Genomic DNA, 16,171 nt, shown 5'->3' with positions numbered 1-16,171 from the left:
CTCCGCGACGTGATTCATGCAGTAACATCAACGCGAGCAGCCCCGTGACTTCGGAATCTGGTAGTAAATCAAGAAGCAACCGACAAAGTCGAATCGCCTCAACGGCCAATTCATTCAGGTCTTCGCTGCTGCCCGAAGCGGACCGGTAGCCTTCGTTAAAGATCAGATAAATCACAGAGAGAACCGATTCGAGTCGCTCGGGAAGTTCGTGCGATTCAGGCACAACAAACGGCACCCCGGCATCGCGAATTTTCGTTTTGCCTCGAACGATACGCTGTGCCATCGTTTGAGTTGACGTCAAGAACGCGGCAGCGATCCTTTCTGTCGACATGCCGCAAACCTCACGCAAGGTCAGCGGCACTTGGACGGTTTCGTCGATCGCAGGATGACAGCAGGTGAAGATCATCCGCAATTGATCGTCTTCGATTGGCTGGCCTTCGCGCCGCGCGTTGGCTTGTTCGATCGCGTCGAGTCTCGCCACCACGTCGGACGCGGCTTGCCGAAAGTGATTACGTCGTCGGATGTGATCGATGGCCTTAAAGCGTCCCGCCGAGATGAGCCACGAGACCGGATTCTCGGGAATTCCTTCAACCGGCCAACGATCCGTCGCAATCGCAAACGCCTCTTGCATCGCTTCTTCAGCGAGATCCAAGTCACGAAGTGACCGCGCTAACGTCGCAAGGATCTGCCGCGATGATTGCTCAAATAGCTTTTGAAGTTTGGAAGGGATCTCGTCGTCCATAACATCATTTTTGTCGGTCAGTCCTTTGATTGGAAGAACAGTGCCGAATCTATCTGATCGACACCGGAAGGAAAGTCCTTGCAGAAAGTGCGAGGAGACCGCCGTGACGGATTGCTCGCCTTCTCCACTGCAGGTCCGGCCTGAAATGACTCAAGCCTCAGGTCTCACGCTTCCGAAGCGACGACATTATTGAATCCTTCAGAAACGGACTGGCTTCGCGCGTGCTTGAGATCGAAGCGATCCACCCAGACTCATCTATGTTAGCCAGTTGGATTTGGCACCCAGCGTGGTGCTGACCGCCGTGAAACAAACCCGTGCGAGGCTGAAGAACCCGCCGAGATCGCCAGAGGAATATCTCAGCTGCCTCGGTGACCAGGGACTGACCCAAACTGTCAGCGAGCTGAGGCGTTCAATACAGTTGATTTGACGTTGAAAGTCGGACGAACTTGCGCGTAAACCGTTGTCAGATCTTTGAATGCCAGATCAGCAACGCAGCGAGAGAAAGGTGACCCTCTTATCGACTTTGAAACGCACGCCTATGATCCTGGCGAAAGTGGCACGAAGCGTTCTCGGGCGAGTTCGGCGGCGTAAGCAATGCAGCCATCGATGTCCTCGCTCTTCAGGCTTGGGTAGCTGCTCAAGATTTCGTCTCTGGAGACTCCGGCGGCCAAGTTGTCCAGGACCACCGAGACGGAAACACGAGTCCCCAGCACACAAGCTTGGCCGTGGCAAACCAAGGGATCGACGGCGATGCGATCTTGCCAATTCATAGTCGCTCTCATCGAGAACTGATTTTAGCTTCTCTCAAGACTGATTGAAAACCGCCACCGCAGTGTGTTAACCGGTGTTGCCGAGTCAAACAGAGAACAAGAGAGTTTCTAGGGTTGTGTTCGGGGTCCGGACCTAACAGGTAGGGTTAGCTTCGGCACCCCGAACTCTCTCCACGAAACGTAGACTCTTGGCCAGGTCGGCTATCTCACCCAAACACCGCGAAAAACGGGGCGAAAACGAAAAACGCCCGCCTGCCCATAACAGGCAGCGGGCGTTAACCGGTTCGCGAGTGTTTTCGCGATTTTCAAAATAGCTCCCCGGACGGAACTCTCCTCGAACTTTTTTTAAAAACTCGCGCGCGTACTTTTCAAAAACCCCCGTAATTTACGGTGTTTCTTTCATCGAGAAGGGGTTGCATTCGGAACCCCTGATGCAACTCTCCTCGAACGAGAGTACTTTTGAAATCTCTCTTTCTGTTAACCAGATTGTCAAAAGTTCGAACGCCAAAAAAACTGACAGCGTGGTTAACACCAAAGAGAGTACTTTTAACTGGCCAAGGCTTGCTGGCAATGTGAAACCGTGCGTGCTGAATCGATTTCACACGCGGCGGACATCTCTAAAACCAGTCGATCTGTTTAGAGAAACGGATTTCGACTACACCATGGATGCTGAAATCGAAACTACCGAGCGCCTCGGTGGCTTGCTCTGCTCCTATCGCCGCGCGGCGTGAACTCAGGCCAGCGGCACGTCGTCTGCCGCCGGGCATCAATGTGTCTACCAACGTGTCAATGAACGGCGGTCGTTCGCTGCTGCGCCGCACCACCAAATTGTAGCCGAACTGGCCGTCACTGGCTTGCCTGCCGGGACTGTCTCAGGCAAAAATCGGCTGGCGTTTTGGCTTCGAACCCTGGAATTCCTCTGCTCAAACGTTCGGCTGACTTTTTTGACAGGAAGCGGTTGGCTGACTTTTTTGACAGGAAGGGCTGCACACGGAGCTGTTGGAGTGAAAGTCGGTAAACCTGACACCCTCCCGGGCCATCTGGTCGATGCGAGGCGTCTTGATCCAGCCATCGTAAAGGCTCATATCGCCACAACCCAAATCATCGGCCAGGATGAGTACAATGTTGGGTCGTGGCGCGGTGTGACCGGCGGCGACGGGCAGCGCGGCCAGCAGCGCGAGCAGCAGGGCGAACAACGCTGCAGTCAGCTTGGTTTGCAGCATTCTTCTTTTCATACACTTTCCTCAACACACTTTCGCCACTTCCATCTGCAACAGCTTGCTGAGTTTCTCGAGTTTGCCGGCAGTGTGGCTGTGTTTCTTCATCGAGAATGATCATTTGCTCTGAGGTTTGCCAACGACGAAGACGCTACGAAGCGTCGGCAGGGAGAGTTTGAATTTCGTCACGGGCTGGCCGTGCGTTTGCGTCAAGGCAGAATCAAGCGGCTGAATCACCCCGGAGTGCGGGTTCCACGTTTCGAGCTTGAGTTGGCCGCGCAACTCCACGTCTGCCGACACGGTCAAGCCGCTCGCGTTGGGGAAGAAGTAAACCTCCGCGCCCGGCACGGAACGATGAAGGTAGGCGAACAGGCGGTTGCCGCCTTCGTAGGCGTCGGGGTCATTCTGGAGATTGCCGCCGTAGTCGTGAGCCTTGCGATAGGTGCGCGGGATGTCGGTCGCCTGGGTAATTCGCACGTCCCACGCGAAACCAAGACCGTCCAGCGCCTGCTGGAGCGTGGTTTCGTTTGGCGTCGGGACAAAGACGCCCTTGCCGCCGGGGCCGAACATTTCCTTCGCCATGTGCCGCACCTCCTCGTCGTGCCCGAATTCCGCGGACTGCTCCGGCAGGCAGGTTGTCGCAATGACTTTTCCTCCCGCAGCCAGAAAGTCGTATGCCTTTTTCAGGTTGCTGGCGCGGATGGTGCGGCACGCGGGTAGGATCAGAACGCGGTAACGTTCCCAATTGTTCGGGTTGTCCAGAACGAACTCGCGGCCCTCGACCCGGCAGCGTGCGTCCACAACTTCCGGGTGCAGGAAAGTGAAGTCCCTGCGAATCTCACCGGTCAGCAGCCGCGAAAGCTCATAGTAGTCGGTGCCCGGTATCGGGTCCTTGCCGTGCGTAAACGGGAGGAGGCCCACGTGGTAGCGCGCGGCGAGGTCATCAATCGGATACAGCACGCCGATATCCGCGGCGTGCCGGCCAGCGCGCAGCAGGGACTCGCAGCGGGCCGCCCACTGGTTGTAATGCCGCAGTTCGGGGCCGATCTCTGGGTTACGCCACGAAATCTCCGGCACGATCCGCATCTTGGCGGGGTCCCACCAAGTGCCGTGGGGCAGCAGGTAGTTGATCCCCCGCGCATAGACCTCCATGCCGGCGCGGTAGAGCATGTTCGAATCGTTCGGCATTTTCTGGTGGAAATTGCCGTAGATTTCGCAAACGACTTCGGGCCGGTCGAAGTTATAGGCGGCCGACGCGGGAATCTTGAAGCCGTCCACGCCATGGTCGAAATAGTGGATGTAATCGGTCAGCGGCGCGCCCTGGTATTTGTAGAAGAGGATCGCGTCGCCGGGCGACTGAAGCGGGTTGGCGCGATAGGAGGCGGCCGGGTGGCCGGAGCATTTCATGCCGCGCCGGTCGCACCATTCCTGCACGGCGCGCGGATAGCCGGCGGCGAAAAGTTCGTTGCGCAAAGCGTAGAGGCTGGCGCGCGCGGCGGCGGTGTCGGGGCCGATGTCTTCCCACAGCGCGGGATAAAGCGGCTCCGGCGAGCGGCCGAAGCGCGCCTGAAACTCTTCGTTGAACTCGGGAGACCACATCAGGCAGTCGGGGACGTGATAGGTCGAGAGGTCGTCGTAGAACGTCATGCGGATGGTGGAGCCGAAGTGCGCGGGAAATCTCTGCGCAAAGCGGTCGTAGGTCAGCCCGATGAACTTCGCCATCGCCTGCGGATCAAGGCAGTCCACGAATCGCTTGGCTGGCGCGGTGGCGCAGACGAATGCCTGCACTTCCCAGCGGCCCGCCGGCACCGCCCAGCGCACGGCCGAGCCGGTTGTGGTCACCTTGTGCGTCGCCACGAGCTTCCCATCAATCCACGTCGCGACAGTTTCACCGTCCACGACCAACCGCACGTCGTAGGCACGGTTCGACTCGAACGGGAACGGCACGCTCTCAAGCGTCCGGTGGCTGCCCTGCTTGATGTGCGGCCGGATCGCTTTCAGGCGGGCGTTGAACTGCCAGAACATCAAGTCTTCGGCACTCTTGATGCCGAACGCGAGGGCCGCCGCCGAGCGGACGATGGTCAGCCGGGTCTCGATGGTGAACTTCGCGGGCAGCTTCAGGTCTCGCGCCCACATCGGCTGGCAATCCGTCGCGTGCAGGCCGTCCTTTTCGACTCGCGACGCTCCCGGCGTTTCCCATGCGCTGTTCAGCTTGCCGTCGAACCGATCCTCGAACAACAACCGGCCGCTCTCGTCCAGCACGCGGAAGAACTCGTAGCGTCCTTCTTCTTCCGGCGGCTGACGGAAACCCGCGCTGCCGCCAATGCACGGGGACGCTGCTCCGCCCGACTTCGCTGCCGCGGTCACCACTCGCCGTTCGCCCGTGTCGAGGTTCCTTGCGACCACGCTCATGAGTTTTCCGGAGGCCACCGGCAACTCCACCTCGCGCGGGCCTTCGACAGTTGCCGTTGCGCGGGCGAGATATTTCATCAGATCGTCGGGATACTGTTCCGCCATCCGTTTGCCAGCCGTCCCGGACGGGAAGTCACAGTCGTCGTAGAACACGACCGTCATGCCGAGTTCCTTCGCGGTGTCGAGGATGCAGCCATACATCTCGAAATACTCGTCCGTCAAATACGCCGGCTCGGTCGCCGGTTTCATGCGGAACAGCGTCAGCGGTGCGACCCCGCCGAAGCCGTCGCGGTCGCGGAGGTTGAGCATTTGCTCGCGGATTTCCTTCTTCGTCAACTTGCCGTTCAGCCACCAGAGCGTCGTGGTGCCCGCGTTCGCCGGTGGCGACGCGAACCGCTGTTTCAGCGCGTCGATGCTCAGGTCGCCAGCGACCGCGGTGTCCGCGAACGCAACCAGCGCCAGCAGCATTCCAAACAACACTGCGGTTGCCTTTGGGACAAATCTACTTTGGTTCTTCATAATTCTCTCAACGAGATATTATCAAAAGTTGTGTTCTTGAAAGAATAAAAAAGGTGGCGCATCCTGTTGGAACTTGAACCCTCCAACGGCCCGAAGTGGGCAAAGGAATACGCCATGAACCAAGTTAAAACAGAACGAACCGCTTTACCAGTGGACGAGCCGCTCGATCCGGAAGTGATCTCTTTCCGAGCTCAGTTCGACGAGAGAAGTCCACTGGACGAACTAGTCCGTGAAGGTGCCCGCAAAATGCTTCAGGCCGCGATTGACGCCGAAGTGGAAGATTTTCTCGCACAACACGGCAACCGCCGTGACGAACGTGGCCGGCGGCTTGTCGTGAAAAATGGCAGTCTCCCCGAACGTGAGATCCTGACGGGCGCTGGAGCGATCCCCGTCACTCAAGGTCGTGTTCGTGACAATACTGCTGATCCAGACAAGCGAGTCACTTTCAGTCCGAGCGTCTTGCCAGCTTACCTTCGCAAAACTCAGGCGATCGAAGAATTGATTCCATGGCTTTACCTTAAAGGAATTTCGACAGGCGACTTTGCGGAGGCCCTTCAGTCGCTTGTTGGCGAGCGAGCTAAGGGGCTTAGTGCAAACGTCGTCGTTCGGCTCAAAGAGCAATGGTGCGTTGAATACGAACACTGGAGTAAGCGTGATTTGACGGGCAAGCAATACGTTTACGTTTGGGCTGATGGCATTTATGCGAAGGTTCGCCTTGAAGATGATGCCAACAAAAAGCAGTGTTTATTGGTACTAATGGGCGCGACCACTGACGGCCAGAAGGAATTGATCGCCGTACTCGATGGCTATCGCGAGAGCGAACAGAGCTGGAGCGAATTACTTCTGAACCTAAAACAACGAGGGCTCACGATTGGCCCAAAGGTGGCTGTTGGTGATGGTGCGTTAGGATTCTGGGCAGCCCTTCGTAAAGTGCATTCAGAAACGCGAGAACAGCGCTGCTGGGTCCATAAGACTGCGAATATTCTCAACAAGATGCCGAAGAGCGTGCAGCCCAAAGCCAAAGGTGACATCCATGAAATCTGGCAGGCAGAAACGAAGGAGGATGCTGAAATAGCATTCAAAGCTTTCAATGAAAAGTACGGAGCGAAATACGCAGCCGCCTGTGACTGCTTGAACAAAGACCGCGACGTGCTGTTAACGTTCTATGATTTCCCTGCGGAACATTGGAGTCATTTACGAACAACCAATCCAATCGAATCAACGTTCGCAACGATCCGGCTTCGCCATCGACGCACAAAAGGCAGCGGTACTCGACGTGCAAGTTTGGCGATGATGTTTAAGCTGGCACAGTCTGCTTCGAAGAAATGGAGGCGACTGAACTGCCACGAAAAAATCACACTCGTCATCGAAGGACGGTCCTTCAAAGACGGAATTATGCAGGATGATATCGCCGCCTAATTCATTTTCTCAGAACACAACTATTGACAATAACTCTCTCTCAACACAGTTTCACCACTTCCATCTGCAACAGCTTGCCGAGCTTCTCGATCTTGCCGAGGATGTGGCCAATGCTATTTCATCTGTAACTCAGCATCGGTGCGGTCGCCAGATCGTCGCCGATGTAGTCGAAGGTCTTGATACTCGCCGGCCCTTCCATGTTGGAATGGCCCGCGAGAATGAAGATTCTAAGTGGCTTCGCTTGCGTCGGAAAAACGCAGGCGGTGAGTGTGGCAAGGAGGAGTGCTAGTTTCATGATGTGGTTTGCCGATTTGGTTCGCGGTGCCGGGGCGTTCCGACTGTTGCTTGGCCCCTTGGCCTATTTCAGATGGATGAGTACCGGTGTGTCCGGGTTTAATCCACTCGGTCAATGCTAATATTGACCGCCGAGGTTGCCTTTAGGAAAAGAAACACCGTCAGATCATCTCCGCCCAGCTTGTGATTGATGCCGACACGGCTGTTGTTAAATTCCTTCCCATCCACGCGGACCGTGGCTCCCTTGGCATTCCAGTTCTGGATATGGAACGCTGGATTGACAATGGGTGATTCCTTGCTCCCCGAGAGCTTCAGCTCACAGTCCACTGCGTTCACCACACGCTTTTCGATCTGATAGCACCTCTGGCTTCGATCGTATCCCACGAATCTAAAATCCTCCCCCGAGAGACGCAGGTCGGGTGCATAGGCCCACGAACGTCCGAACGTGACCAACTCGTTCAGGTCCATCCTGTTCATGCCATACAAGCCGGCCCAGTAGAGCCGGTGGCCATTGGTGTGAATCACGGGATCCGAGCAAGGCGAACTGGAAATGGACGTCGGCCGGTCCAGCACCTTGGTCCAGCGCCCGTCGCAACGCGCCTGGTTGATGGGGAAATGGTTGTAACCGTCGCCAATCCATCGAACCATCATGGAGTTGCCAGGTTCAAAGCAGATATAGGGCTTGTTTTGGGACCGGAAGTTGAATTGCTGGATGGTGTAGTTGGGATTCCAGTCCGCCGGTTGCTGGCGAAGATCGACCGAAACTGGCCTCGAATTATAGTCGTAGTCGGCAACATGCACATAGTTGTTTTCCAGGAGTTCCTCATTGCGCTGGCCCGGTTGCGTCAAGGGGATGGATTCCTGGAGCTGAAACGGTGTTCCGGTGGAGTCCTTGTTCCAGCACACTTTTCTGATCGCAGAAGCATCCGGATAAACATAGTAGTACTCATCCACCCAGCATTCCCACCCCGTCTTGGGATCGGGCTTCCAGGTGTTGTTGTGGGAGCTGACGGGGGCATAGCGCCAATGGACAACCGCCCGGGCGTCAGTGTTTTCAATGATCCGCACATGGGAGAAACGACAGTGCCGGTCCTGCATATGCTCGAAGCAGCCCTCGGTATCATCATCCCACGTCTCGAGGCTTTGATCCGCCATCCAATTCTCGTTTTCCGAGACCCAGCACGGGCCGAATCTGATGCCGCGCCAGAAGATGAACTTGACCGGACTGTCTCCAAAGCAGACCACGACGTCGGGATCCTGCTCCACCGGCCACAGATTATCCCACCCCGGATAGTACTTCAGTTTCGTGTAGAAAGCCCCGAACCGGCCCGGATTCTGGTCGAGTTTAGGCAGTGGTCGAGGCGGTATCTCCGGCACGGTTGCTGGGTAGTTCGAAAAATGTTCATGGACTTTTTCGGCAGTCAGCGCCTTGTCGAAAACCAGGATGTCATCGAGAATGCCATCCAGCCCAAAGTAGGCCGGAACGGTGCCCCAGGTCCTGATCGTGTCACTGGGTCTGCCCTGCGCCGCTGCCATTCCAATGATGCATTGGGTCTTCGCGGGAAAGGTCAGCGGTCCATAGGTATCAACGGAGTTCAGGGCTTTGCCATTGACATAGAGGGTCATTTGTTTACCGGCAGCGCAAACCCCGGCCAAATGAACCCACTTCCTCAACGGCACTGTCTGAGGCGCGCTGGAACAGGCAACCCATTGCTCACCAATGGCGACTTCGAAGGACACCTGCCCGTAGGGCCCGATCAACAGACGGTATCCTTTGACCTCCTCCGATTCGGTGGTGATCACCGGGCACCAGCTCAACGGGTATTCGCCCAGCGCGACCCATGCCTCGATCGTGAATTCAGCGCCGGGCTTGACCAGGTTCTTGCCCTCACGGACGATCCTCGTCGTAAACCCATCCAGGCGCAATCCTTTCCCGACCACGCCGGGCGCGGCTTCGAAATTCCCCTCAATCGTGTCGGCGACCCCGGTGGAAGGCTCAACACAAGTCCGGTTCGTGATGTTTTCAAAATCCCATTGCATGATGGTCTCTTGACCCACTGCTAAGAACGGGGACAGGAGAAACAGACAGAACAGTGCTGCGTGAATCAATCGTGGCTTAGGAGTTTTCATGTGATCAGATCGAATGGAATGTTAGAGAACTCTTTTTTTGGATGCTCTTGGACGGATGCGGCGGATACCAACCTATTCGGCCAGTGCTTGCCGGGTGACGATGGGAACGTAGCCAACCTCCAATCCGGCGGGGGGCGTCACGAGCAAGGCAGGATCGAGCGCAACCAGTTTTCCTCGCGTGGGCGGAGCCATGTAGTCGCGGTCCAACGGCCAGTGGGTGTGCAGTTTCTCCACCAAGGCTTGCAGTTTCGCCTTCTTCTCCGCGCTCCATTGGTATTGCTGGAAGGACGGTTGATCCACGAAACGATACCAGGAGTAGGTCACCACCGAACCATCAACGAGCCGGGCAGTGAACGGTCCCAGTTTCGGGCCGGGCTTTACCCAGGCGCCGCCACCGGGCGAGGTGTAGGGCACTCCCATCGGGGCACGCTTGAATTCCTGGGTGAGCAGTTTGGTTTCCGCGGGCACGGCCGCGGCCGGCACGGCCACGCGCTCCTCGCCGACATGCTTGTAGTATTGCGGGAACAGGCCTTTCGCGACGATGTCGTTGGTGGACCATTGCAAACCCCACACGTTGCCGTCGAAGATGCGGGTGTCGAAGGCGCTCTCCACGCCGGTGATCTTTTTGCCCGCCTGGTCGTATCGCGTCGTGTGCGTATTGAGCTTGGGCTTCCACGCGCCCTTTCCATCCATGCGCCCGGAGCAGGCAGGGCCGCCATCGCGCCAGGCCTTGAAGGCGTCGTAGAGCGCGACTCTTGAGTAATAGGTCACATCTTGCACCAGATACGCGCGGCCTTCGGCGTCCACGGGCCACTGGAGCTTCGGCAGCTTCGAGTAGGTCGTCCCCTGCGCGTCCTTCGCGTCGAAGCGGGGCACAGTGTTAATCTCCATCGCGCCGCCGCCCATGATGCCGGGGCGTGCATCAAGGCCGCGGCCGTAAATGAATGGGTAGTTGAAGAGCTTGCCGATTTTGCTCCACGTCTCGGGGATGTAGTAGGCGATGGGGCCTTTGAAGTTGGCGGCGCTGAGAAAGCAGGTCCAGCTCTGGTCGCCCGTCGGCGGATCGCCGGTGGTGGGATCGGTGAAGGGCAGCGCCATCCACGAGTAGCCGAGGAATTCGCCGTTTGGATTGCCCTGGAACGGCAGCGCATCGGGAGGAATCAGCAGGCGGTTGCTCAACTGCGCAATCCCGAGGCGATTGTCCGGCAGTGCTTCGTTGCTGTAGAAGAAAGACCAGCCGGGCGAGCCGACTTCGTAGTCGTAGCATTGCGGCGTGGCGTTCATGCTGAACTTGGGCGGACCGTAGCGGAAGTGATTCCCGGCCCAGTAGCCCAATCCCCCCTCGACGGTTTGAAAGACGCTGTCCCAGGTGGGTCCGCGCTCCTTCCACTGGCGCGCCAGCGTGCCCTCCGGCGCGAGCGGCTTGTCTTTGTTGTCGGAGTTGTCCGGCTGAATCCACGAACTGGGCAGGCCAATTTGAAAATCGGCCAAAGGCCGATCCACCAGCGGCCAGACTGCTGCATAGAAGCCCATCCCCGCAGTGTAGCCACCCTGGGGCGGCAGCTTCTCATGGCCGAAGCCGATGTAGCCGTGCAGGCCTTGGGAGTGCGAGGTGATGATGCCGGCCCTGTCCGCCGCGTTTGCAGTCGCAACTCCGATTGCTGTTGCGGCGAGCAGCCAGTAGAGCCTCATGTTTGTTTTGCGTTTCATTGTCGTGCCTTTTCTTGATCGTTCGGATGACTAGCTGCGCCTCCCAATTCCTGACGGGTCGCGATGGGCACGTAGCCCGCTTCCATGCCGCGCGGCGGCGTCAGAATCAAAGCCGGATCCAGCTCGGCGAGCTTGCCAACATCGGGTGGGGCGAGGTAGTTGCGGTCCTTGCTCCAGGCACGGTGCAGTTTCTCGACACGCTTCTGCACCTGCTCACGCTCCTCCGGGGTCAGGTCCGCATTGAGCATCGCGGGCTGATCTGCGAAGCGATACCAATAATAGGTCGCTACGCTGCCATCGCCGAGGCGCGCCTTGAACGGGCCGGCAGCAGGGCCGGGCTTCTTCCAGCAACTCGCTGGATCGTCGGGTGTAATGCGGGGTTCCTGCGGTTCTTCCTTCGGGGTTTCAAAGCGGTATTGCGTGAGGCCGAGTTCCGGCGGCACATCCTTGGGCGAGACGACGGACCATTGAGGCTTCTTGCCGTCCACATCGAGCCGATAGTATTCGGGCAACGTGACGAGCGAACCGGTTTTCCGCGTCAGTTGCTCGTCCCAGCGATAGCCGAAGGTGATGGGATTCGGCGTGAACGAAGAGGCGAAGGATCTCCAGGGAAGGGTCGCCTTCTCTTCGCGCGGAGTATTGGGTGGAGAGACTCTCCAGCTTGACCCGCCGCCCTTCCCGAAGGTATGCACGGCGGACGCCTCTGCCTTGATCAGGCCCGTGGCTGGAGCGCCGCCGTCAAACCAGCGCTGCACGTCGTCCCACAGCGCCGCTTTCTTATAGGCGGTGATCCGGTGCAGCACGGTCGAGTGGCCCTCGGGACCGACGGGAAACGAGGTCGGGGCGACGCGGGCGTATACCTTGCCGTCCGCGCTCGTGCTCAGAATGGCTGGGACGTGCTGCGTTTCCATCTGAATGGGCTTGTTCGGTCCGACGGGCCGGGAATCCAGCATCAGCCCGGCCCATTCCGGATTCTCGAGGGTCGCCTGCGACCAGAAGAAGGGCGTGAAGAAGGCCACCGGGCCTTTGAAGTTGGCGGTGTTGAGGAACAGCGTCCAGCACTGGTTGCCAGTCGGTATATTCTTGCCCGCCGTAGTGGCTTTCGGATTGGTGAGCGGCAACGGGAGATAGCCGTAGCCGAAGAGATCGCCGCTCGTGCCTTGTTTCAAGTTCAGTCCGTCGAGTGGAAACAACAGCCACGGGCTAAGCTGCGCGACGCCATACTGACCGCGTGGTTCTTCCCAGGTGCCCGCGCCGTAGCCCGGACCGTTGGCGATCCATTTGAAATTCGGACCCACGCCGCCCATGATGAACTTCGGCGTGGTGGTCGGAAAGTGCGTGTCGCGCCACCAACCGAGGCCGCCTTCGACGTCCGTGTAGCATTCGCCCGCGGGCTTCTTGTCCGATTCATACTGCGGATGCATCCAGGTACCGCACAGTCCGGTCTGGAATCTGTGTCCGGGGTAGGTCTCGACAAGAGGCCACGCCGCCGCATAAAGCGAGAAGCCGCCGTTGAACTCTTCCGGCACCTTTTCCGCCGGGCCAAAGAGGTAGCCGGCCATCTCGCCTTTCTTAATTTCCGCGGCGCAAACGACGGCGGGAACGACCAGCAGTGAAGCCAATAGAAATTGGAAAATTGTTTTCATGAATGCACGATTGTGATGAGCTGTCATGGGCGCTGTGACTCCAGCATCTTGAGGTTGGCCTCGGCGAAGGCTTTGCCCATCAGCGCGAAGGTCTTCGCGCAGCCGAGGTAGTGGTAGCCGGCGTTGGAGGCGCCGCGTTTCCAGATCGCGGCTTCGGCGGGCGTGATGAGGTCAGCCTCGAACTTCTTCACAAACTCCCGCTTCTGCTCCTCCGTCATCTTGCCATCCGCGTTGGCATGGTCTTTGTGCTTTGAATCGAGAAAGTGGCGCATCTGGCGAACCTTCTCGTGCTTCTTGTCAATGGCTGCGAGTTCCTCCGACCAGAACGGTGCGGTTTGCACTGCGACGACATGGCCCTTGAACTCGGGCATGGCCGCGGGCACTGCCATCGCCCCCCGGAAAGCCACCATATCCACGGACTCGTCCTTGAGCCCGCCGACCCCCATCACGCCGATCACGAATGGCAGGTTGGGAGCGGCCAGATCCTTGCGCACGTCACGGATGAAGTGTGCGAGCAATTCCGAGTAGAGATCGAAGCGGTTCGGATTGTTATGGTTCGGATAGACGTGGCCATCGACCATGTCGTTGAATCCCTGAAGCCAGACAAAGCCCGCGAGTTCATAGCCCTGCGCGGCATCATAATCCGGATAGACCCGCTTCGGATCGGCGAGCACTTTTTTCACATGCTCGATCATCAGGCGGTAGTAGTGACCGGTCGCCTGCGCTTTATCGGCTTTCCACTGTTCGAAGTCCTCTGGGATGCCGTGCCCTGTCTGCTTGGGATAGTTCTCCCGCTGAAACGAACTTAATTCATAAGGCCCCGCACTCGGCGAGCGGAAATCCGTGTGCAGGCTCTTGCCGCCCCACGCCGCCTTGATGATGAGCACCGGCTCCGCGAGCGCAGCGTCCATCGTGATACCGAAGGTGAATTCGGGGCCGATCTTGTCGCCGGGCTTCTTGGAGTCCAGGCCCCACATGGACCCGTAGCCTGCTGTCAGTTTACCGGTGATTTCGAAGTTCGTCTCGCCGTCGCCCGAGAGATACGAAATCCACGTGTGATCGCACACCGTCGGCTTCCCGTCGGCACCCCGCATCAACTTCAGCAGCGGCGCGGTCGCCGGATCGTCGCCAATGTAGTCAAAGGTCTTGATACTCGCCGGCCCTTCCATGTTGGACTGGCCCGCGAGAATGAAGACTCTAAGTGGCTTCGCAGCCGCAGTGGCGCCGGGGGCTGCCAGCAAAGTGGCCAGAAAGAATGCGTGAATCAGTTGAAGTGTGTGCTTTATGGTCGAACTCGGGTTCGGTTGGTCTATTCGCTCGTGACTTGGCGCGTGACGATGGCTGCTAGGAAATTTGATTTCTCCTGATTCTACTGTGGAGACTGGCTACATCAAGGACTCCGGGGGTGCAACATGCCTCCCCGTACACAACTCAATTGCGGCAATGTCTCTGTTTCGTGAAATGCTGTAAGTCTCTTATCTGCTTTGCGGAAAAAGTGTCGCGTTCGGTCGGTCCAAACGGTTTGAAGTCCAAAACGGTTAGTATCGTTTAACCAGCTCAATGGCTTAATATAGAAGCATTGCCAAACATTAACTTGACCCTACTTGCAGCAATCGTTTTCGCTGATCATTTTAGCAAACCGCTTTCGCTGCTTTTCCCAGCCGGTTCGTCGGCGATCGTAACGGATTAACGACATAAGGTAAGCCGCATCGCTGACGATCACGTCTGCTTTGCAGCTAGCTCCATCGTGCCGCAGATCGTCGTGATTTCGGCGTCAGAATCATCAGTCACTTCGACGGACCAGGCATAAGTGCCGGCCCGGAGTGATTCGGTGTCGCTGTGGGTGAGTTCAAAGACGAGGTCCCAGCGATCATTGTTGGCGACCACGGTGCCGGTGACCAGGAAGGAGTCAGAGAGTGACTGATGCTTGGCTCCGAAGCGGCACGTTGCACTGGTGATCGGGACGTTGGCCACAGGTGTGATTGACCAGATGAAGGCTCGGTTGTGGCGAGCCAGGTAGTCGTCGCCGATGATCACAGGTGAGGTGATTTGGCCTTCGGCGACCACCGGTTGTGTAGTGACGACTCGGCCAACTAGCTTGGCATCGATGCTTTCAATGGCGGAGAGGACTTCGGTGTGGTCACAAGTGCTGCTGGATGTGAAATCCGGCTTGGTGGTGTCGATCAATACGTCGGCGTCAACCAAGTCCACTCGCTCGACATAGCCGCCTGAGAGTCCCTCGATGTCGCCGGCACCGAGGTACCAAGGGCCAGTCAGACCGGCTACTTCAATTTGATGGATCGTTCCGGCGAGCTGTGTGACGGGGTAGCCGCTGGGATTCGAATCGCCAGTCGTGTCGCCGAGCGACGTGAGATAAGCCGTGGTGGTTCCAGGCCAACAGACGAAACGAATGGTTGCCATGAGTTCCCCCTGATTCTAAGACTGCGTATTGATCGCTGCGATCTTGGCGAACTCGGCCCCACTATTGGCCGTATTGATCTCGCCGTCCCAGACAATCGTCACATACGTTTGGCTGTCGTAGGCTACCGTGACTTCCAATTGCAGCACGTCGCCATGCGACCAAGCCCCGTTGCTCCACGACGCCTTGTATTTGCCGGTGGATTCGATGTTGACAACAACGTTCGTTGCTGTGGCTACGCCATTGACGATCAGTACCGCTGTCGGCCAATCGTCGGGTGCTTCAAGCAGTCCGAGATCGTTGCGTGTCAAGAAACGAATGGCTACGTTCGTCGAAGGAAGCATTGCTTAGCTGACCATGGATAGATGATAGGAGTTGCCGGAATAATCCAACAGTTGTTTGGAGTCATTGCCACGAAAGCGATAGAATGCGGCGGGACTTCGGACTCGGCCCTTGGACGGTTCCATCAGATCGGTTGGCATTGAATCCCAAATCGCCACATCTCTGACTCGCGGCACAGTGAGTCCGGCATGACTTACTCCGCCGATCACTGATGCCCTCCAGCAGACACTGAATCTGTTGTTCCGGATTTTCTGGAAACTCGGGTGGTTCCGCCGATGTCGCAAAGAAATGGGAAAACGTTCGCCGCTTGCCAAGTGTCTCTTTCCGATGCAGACGCTCGACGTATTGGCGGTGGTGCATCAAGGCTTCGATGACAACGTCAGCGGGCGTGAGTTCTTCTTCGCCATCAAACAATTCGCCTAGTCCTCAATCAAGCGACCGTTCATTGAGATTCTGATCGTATCGCGGCGGAAAAACGTGGCGGACCGGTGGCCTGGCTTGTCGTCTGTTCGTCGTGGTTGTTCGCATAGTCAGTGTTCTTTTTGGTTGGG

The 16,171-nt window shown here is 57.7% G+C and carries 15 protein-coding genes; 3 read left to right on the top strand and 12 right to left on the bottom strand.

Annotated elements, in window-relative coordinates:
• Together Poly41_RS14790 and Poly41_RS14780 are read right to left on the bottom strand one after the other, a co-directional pair.
• A partial coding sequence (locus Poly41_RS14790) for an RNA polymerase sigma factor (RefSeq protein WP_315853733.1) occupies nucleotides 1-742 on the bottom strand: 742 nt, incomplete at its 3' end.
• Nucleotides 743-1,278: 536 nt separating this feature from the next.
• Nucleotides 1,279-1,512 carry a DUF433 domain-containing protein gene (locus Poly41_RS14780; protein ID WP_146527091.1) on the bottom strand — a complete coding sequence of 78 codons (234 nt, stop codon included), beginning with the start codon at nucleotides 1,510-1,512 and terminating at the stop codon, nucleotides 1,279-1,281.
• 431 nt (nucleotides 1,513-1,943) lie between these two features.
• Here Poly41_RS14780 and Poly41_RS14775 point away from each other — a divergent pair, with 431 nt between their 5' ends.
• Nucleotides 1,944-2,243: a hypothetical protein gene (locus Poly41_RS14775; RefSeq protein ID WP_146527089.1), complete on the top strand. Its 300-nt coding sequence runs from the start codon at nucleotides 1,944-1,946 to the stop codon at nucleotides 2,241-2,243.
• A gap of 192 nt (nucleotides 2,244-2,435) precedes the next feature.
• On the opposite strand, the gene Poly41_RS34930 is transcribed toward Poly41_RS14775, so the two are convergent.
• A complete protein-coding gene (locus Poly41_RS34930; protein ID WP_231615666.1) occupies nucleotides 2,436-2,597 on the bottom strand; it encodes a sulfatase-like hydrolase/transferase in 162 nt (53 codons plus the stop codon).
• Between Poly41_RS34930 and Poly41_RS34925 the strand changes: the two genes are divergently transcribed.
• Nucleotides 2,517-2,846 carry a hypothetical protein gene (locus tag Poly41_RS34925; RefSeq protein WP_231615668.1) on the top strand — a complete coding sequence of 110 codons (330 nt, stop codon included), beginning with the start codon at nucleotides 2,517-2,519 and terminating at the stop codon, nucleotides 2,844-2,846. The two genes, Poly41_RS34930 and Poly41_RS34925, sit on opposite strands and share 81 nt — an antisense overlap.
• On the opposite strand, the gene Poly41_RS14765 is transcribed toward Poly41_RS34925, so the two are convergent.
• Nucleotides 2,847-5,660, bottom strand: coding sequence for a glycosyl hydrolase (locus tag Poly41_RS14765; protein WP_146527085.1), 2,814 nt, complete (start codon nucleotides 5,658-5,660; stop codon nucleotides 2,847-2,849).
• Nucleotides 5,661-5,774: 114 nt separating this feature from the next.
• Here Poly41_RS14765 and Poly41_RS14760 point away from each other — a divergent pair, with 114 nt between their 5' ends.
• A complete protein-coding gene (locus Poly41_RS14760) occupies nucleotides 5,775-7,079 on the top strand; it encodes an IS256 family transposase (protein WP_231615660.1) in 1,305 nt (434 codons plus the stop codon).
• Nucleotides 7,080-7,197: 118 nt separating this feature from the next.
• Here Poly41_RS14760 and Poly41_RS14755 read toward each other — a convergent pair whose 3' ends face one another.
• The 8 genes from Poly41_RS14755 to Poly41_RS34115 all read right to left on the bottom strand — a co-directional run bounded on the left by Poly41_RS14755 (nucleotide 7,198) and on the right by Poly41_RS34115 (nucleotide 16,034).
• Nucleotides 7,198-7,374: a hypothetical protein gene (locus Poly41_RS14755; RefSeq protein WP_197231352.1), complete on the bottom strand. Its 177-nt coding sequence runs from the start codon at nucleotides 7,372-7,374 to the stop codon at nucleotides 7,198-7,200.
• A gap of 98 nt (nucleotides 7,375-7,472) precedes the next feature.
• Nucleotides 7,473-9,413 (bottom strand): LamG domain-containing protein, encoded by a 1,941-nt coding sequence (locus Poly41_RS14750; RefSeq protein WP_197231351.1) that lies wholly within the window; start codon nucleotides 9,411-9,413, stop codon nucleotides 7,473-7,475.
• A 162-nt stretch (nucleotides 9,414-9,575) separates the two neighbouring features.
• Complete coding sequence (locus Poly41_RS14745; protein ID WP_197231350.1) at nucleotides 9,576-11,213, bottom strand: hypothetical protein; 1,638 nt, start codon at nucleotides 11,211-11,213, stop codon at nucleotides 9,576-9,578.
• Nucleotides 11,210-12,886 (bottom strand): hypothetical protein, encoded by a 1,677-nt coding sequence (locus tag Poly41_RS14740; RefSeq protein ID WP_231615659.1) that lies wholly within the window; start codon nucleotides 12,884-12,886, stop codon nucleotides 11,210-11,212. The genes Poly41_RS14745 and Poly41_RS14740 overlap by 4 nt, the downstream gene beginning before the upstream one ends.
• On the bottom strand, nucleotides 12,883-14,028 hold the full coding sequence (locus Poly41_RS14735; RefSeq protein WP_146527081.1) for a sialate O-acetylesterase: 1,146 nt from the start codon (nucleotides 14,026-14,028) through the stop codon (nucleotides 12,883-12,885). The genes Poly41_RS14740 and Poly41_RS14735 overlap by 4 nt, the downstream gene beginning before the upstream one ends.
• Before the next feature lie 550 nt (nucleotides 14,029-14,578).
• Entirely contained in the window at nucleotides 14,579-15,280 is a 702-nt protein-coding gene (locus Poly41_RS14730; RefSeq protein ID WP_146527079.1) for a hypothetical protein, read from the bottom strand.
• Nucleotides 15,281-15,295: 15 nt separating this feature from the next.
• Entirely contained in the window at nucleotides 15,296-15,622 is a 327-nt protein-coding gene (locus tag Poly41_RS14725) for a hypothetical protein (RefSeq protein WP_146527077.1), read from the bottom strand.
• A gap of 61 nt (nucleotides 15,623-15,683) precedes the next feature.
• Entirely contained in the window at nucleotides 15,684-16,034 is a 351-nt protein-coding gene (locus tag Poly41_RS34115) for a hypothetical protein (protein WP_197231349.1), read from the bottom strand.
• Between the last annotated feature and the right edge of the window lie 137 nt (nucleotides 16,035-16,171).

Source organism: Novipirellula artificiosorum (assembly GCF_007860135.1).
GTDB classification, from domain to species: Bacteria; Planctomycetota; Planctomycetia; order Pirellulales; family Pirellulaceae; genus Novipirellula_A; species Novipirellula_A artificiosorum.
This window is presented reverse-complemented; position numbering and strand designations above follow the sequence as displayed.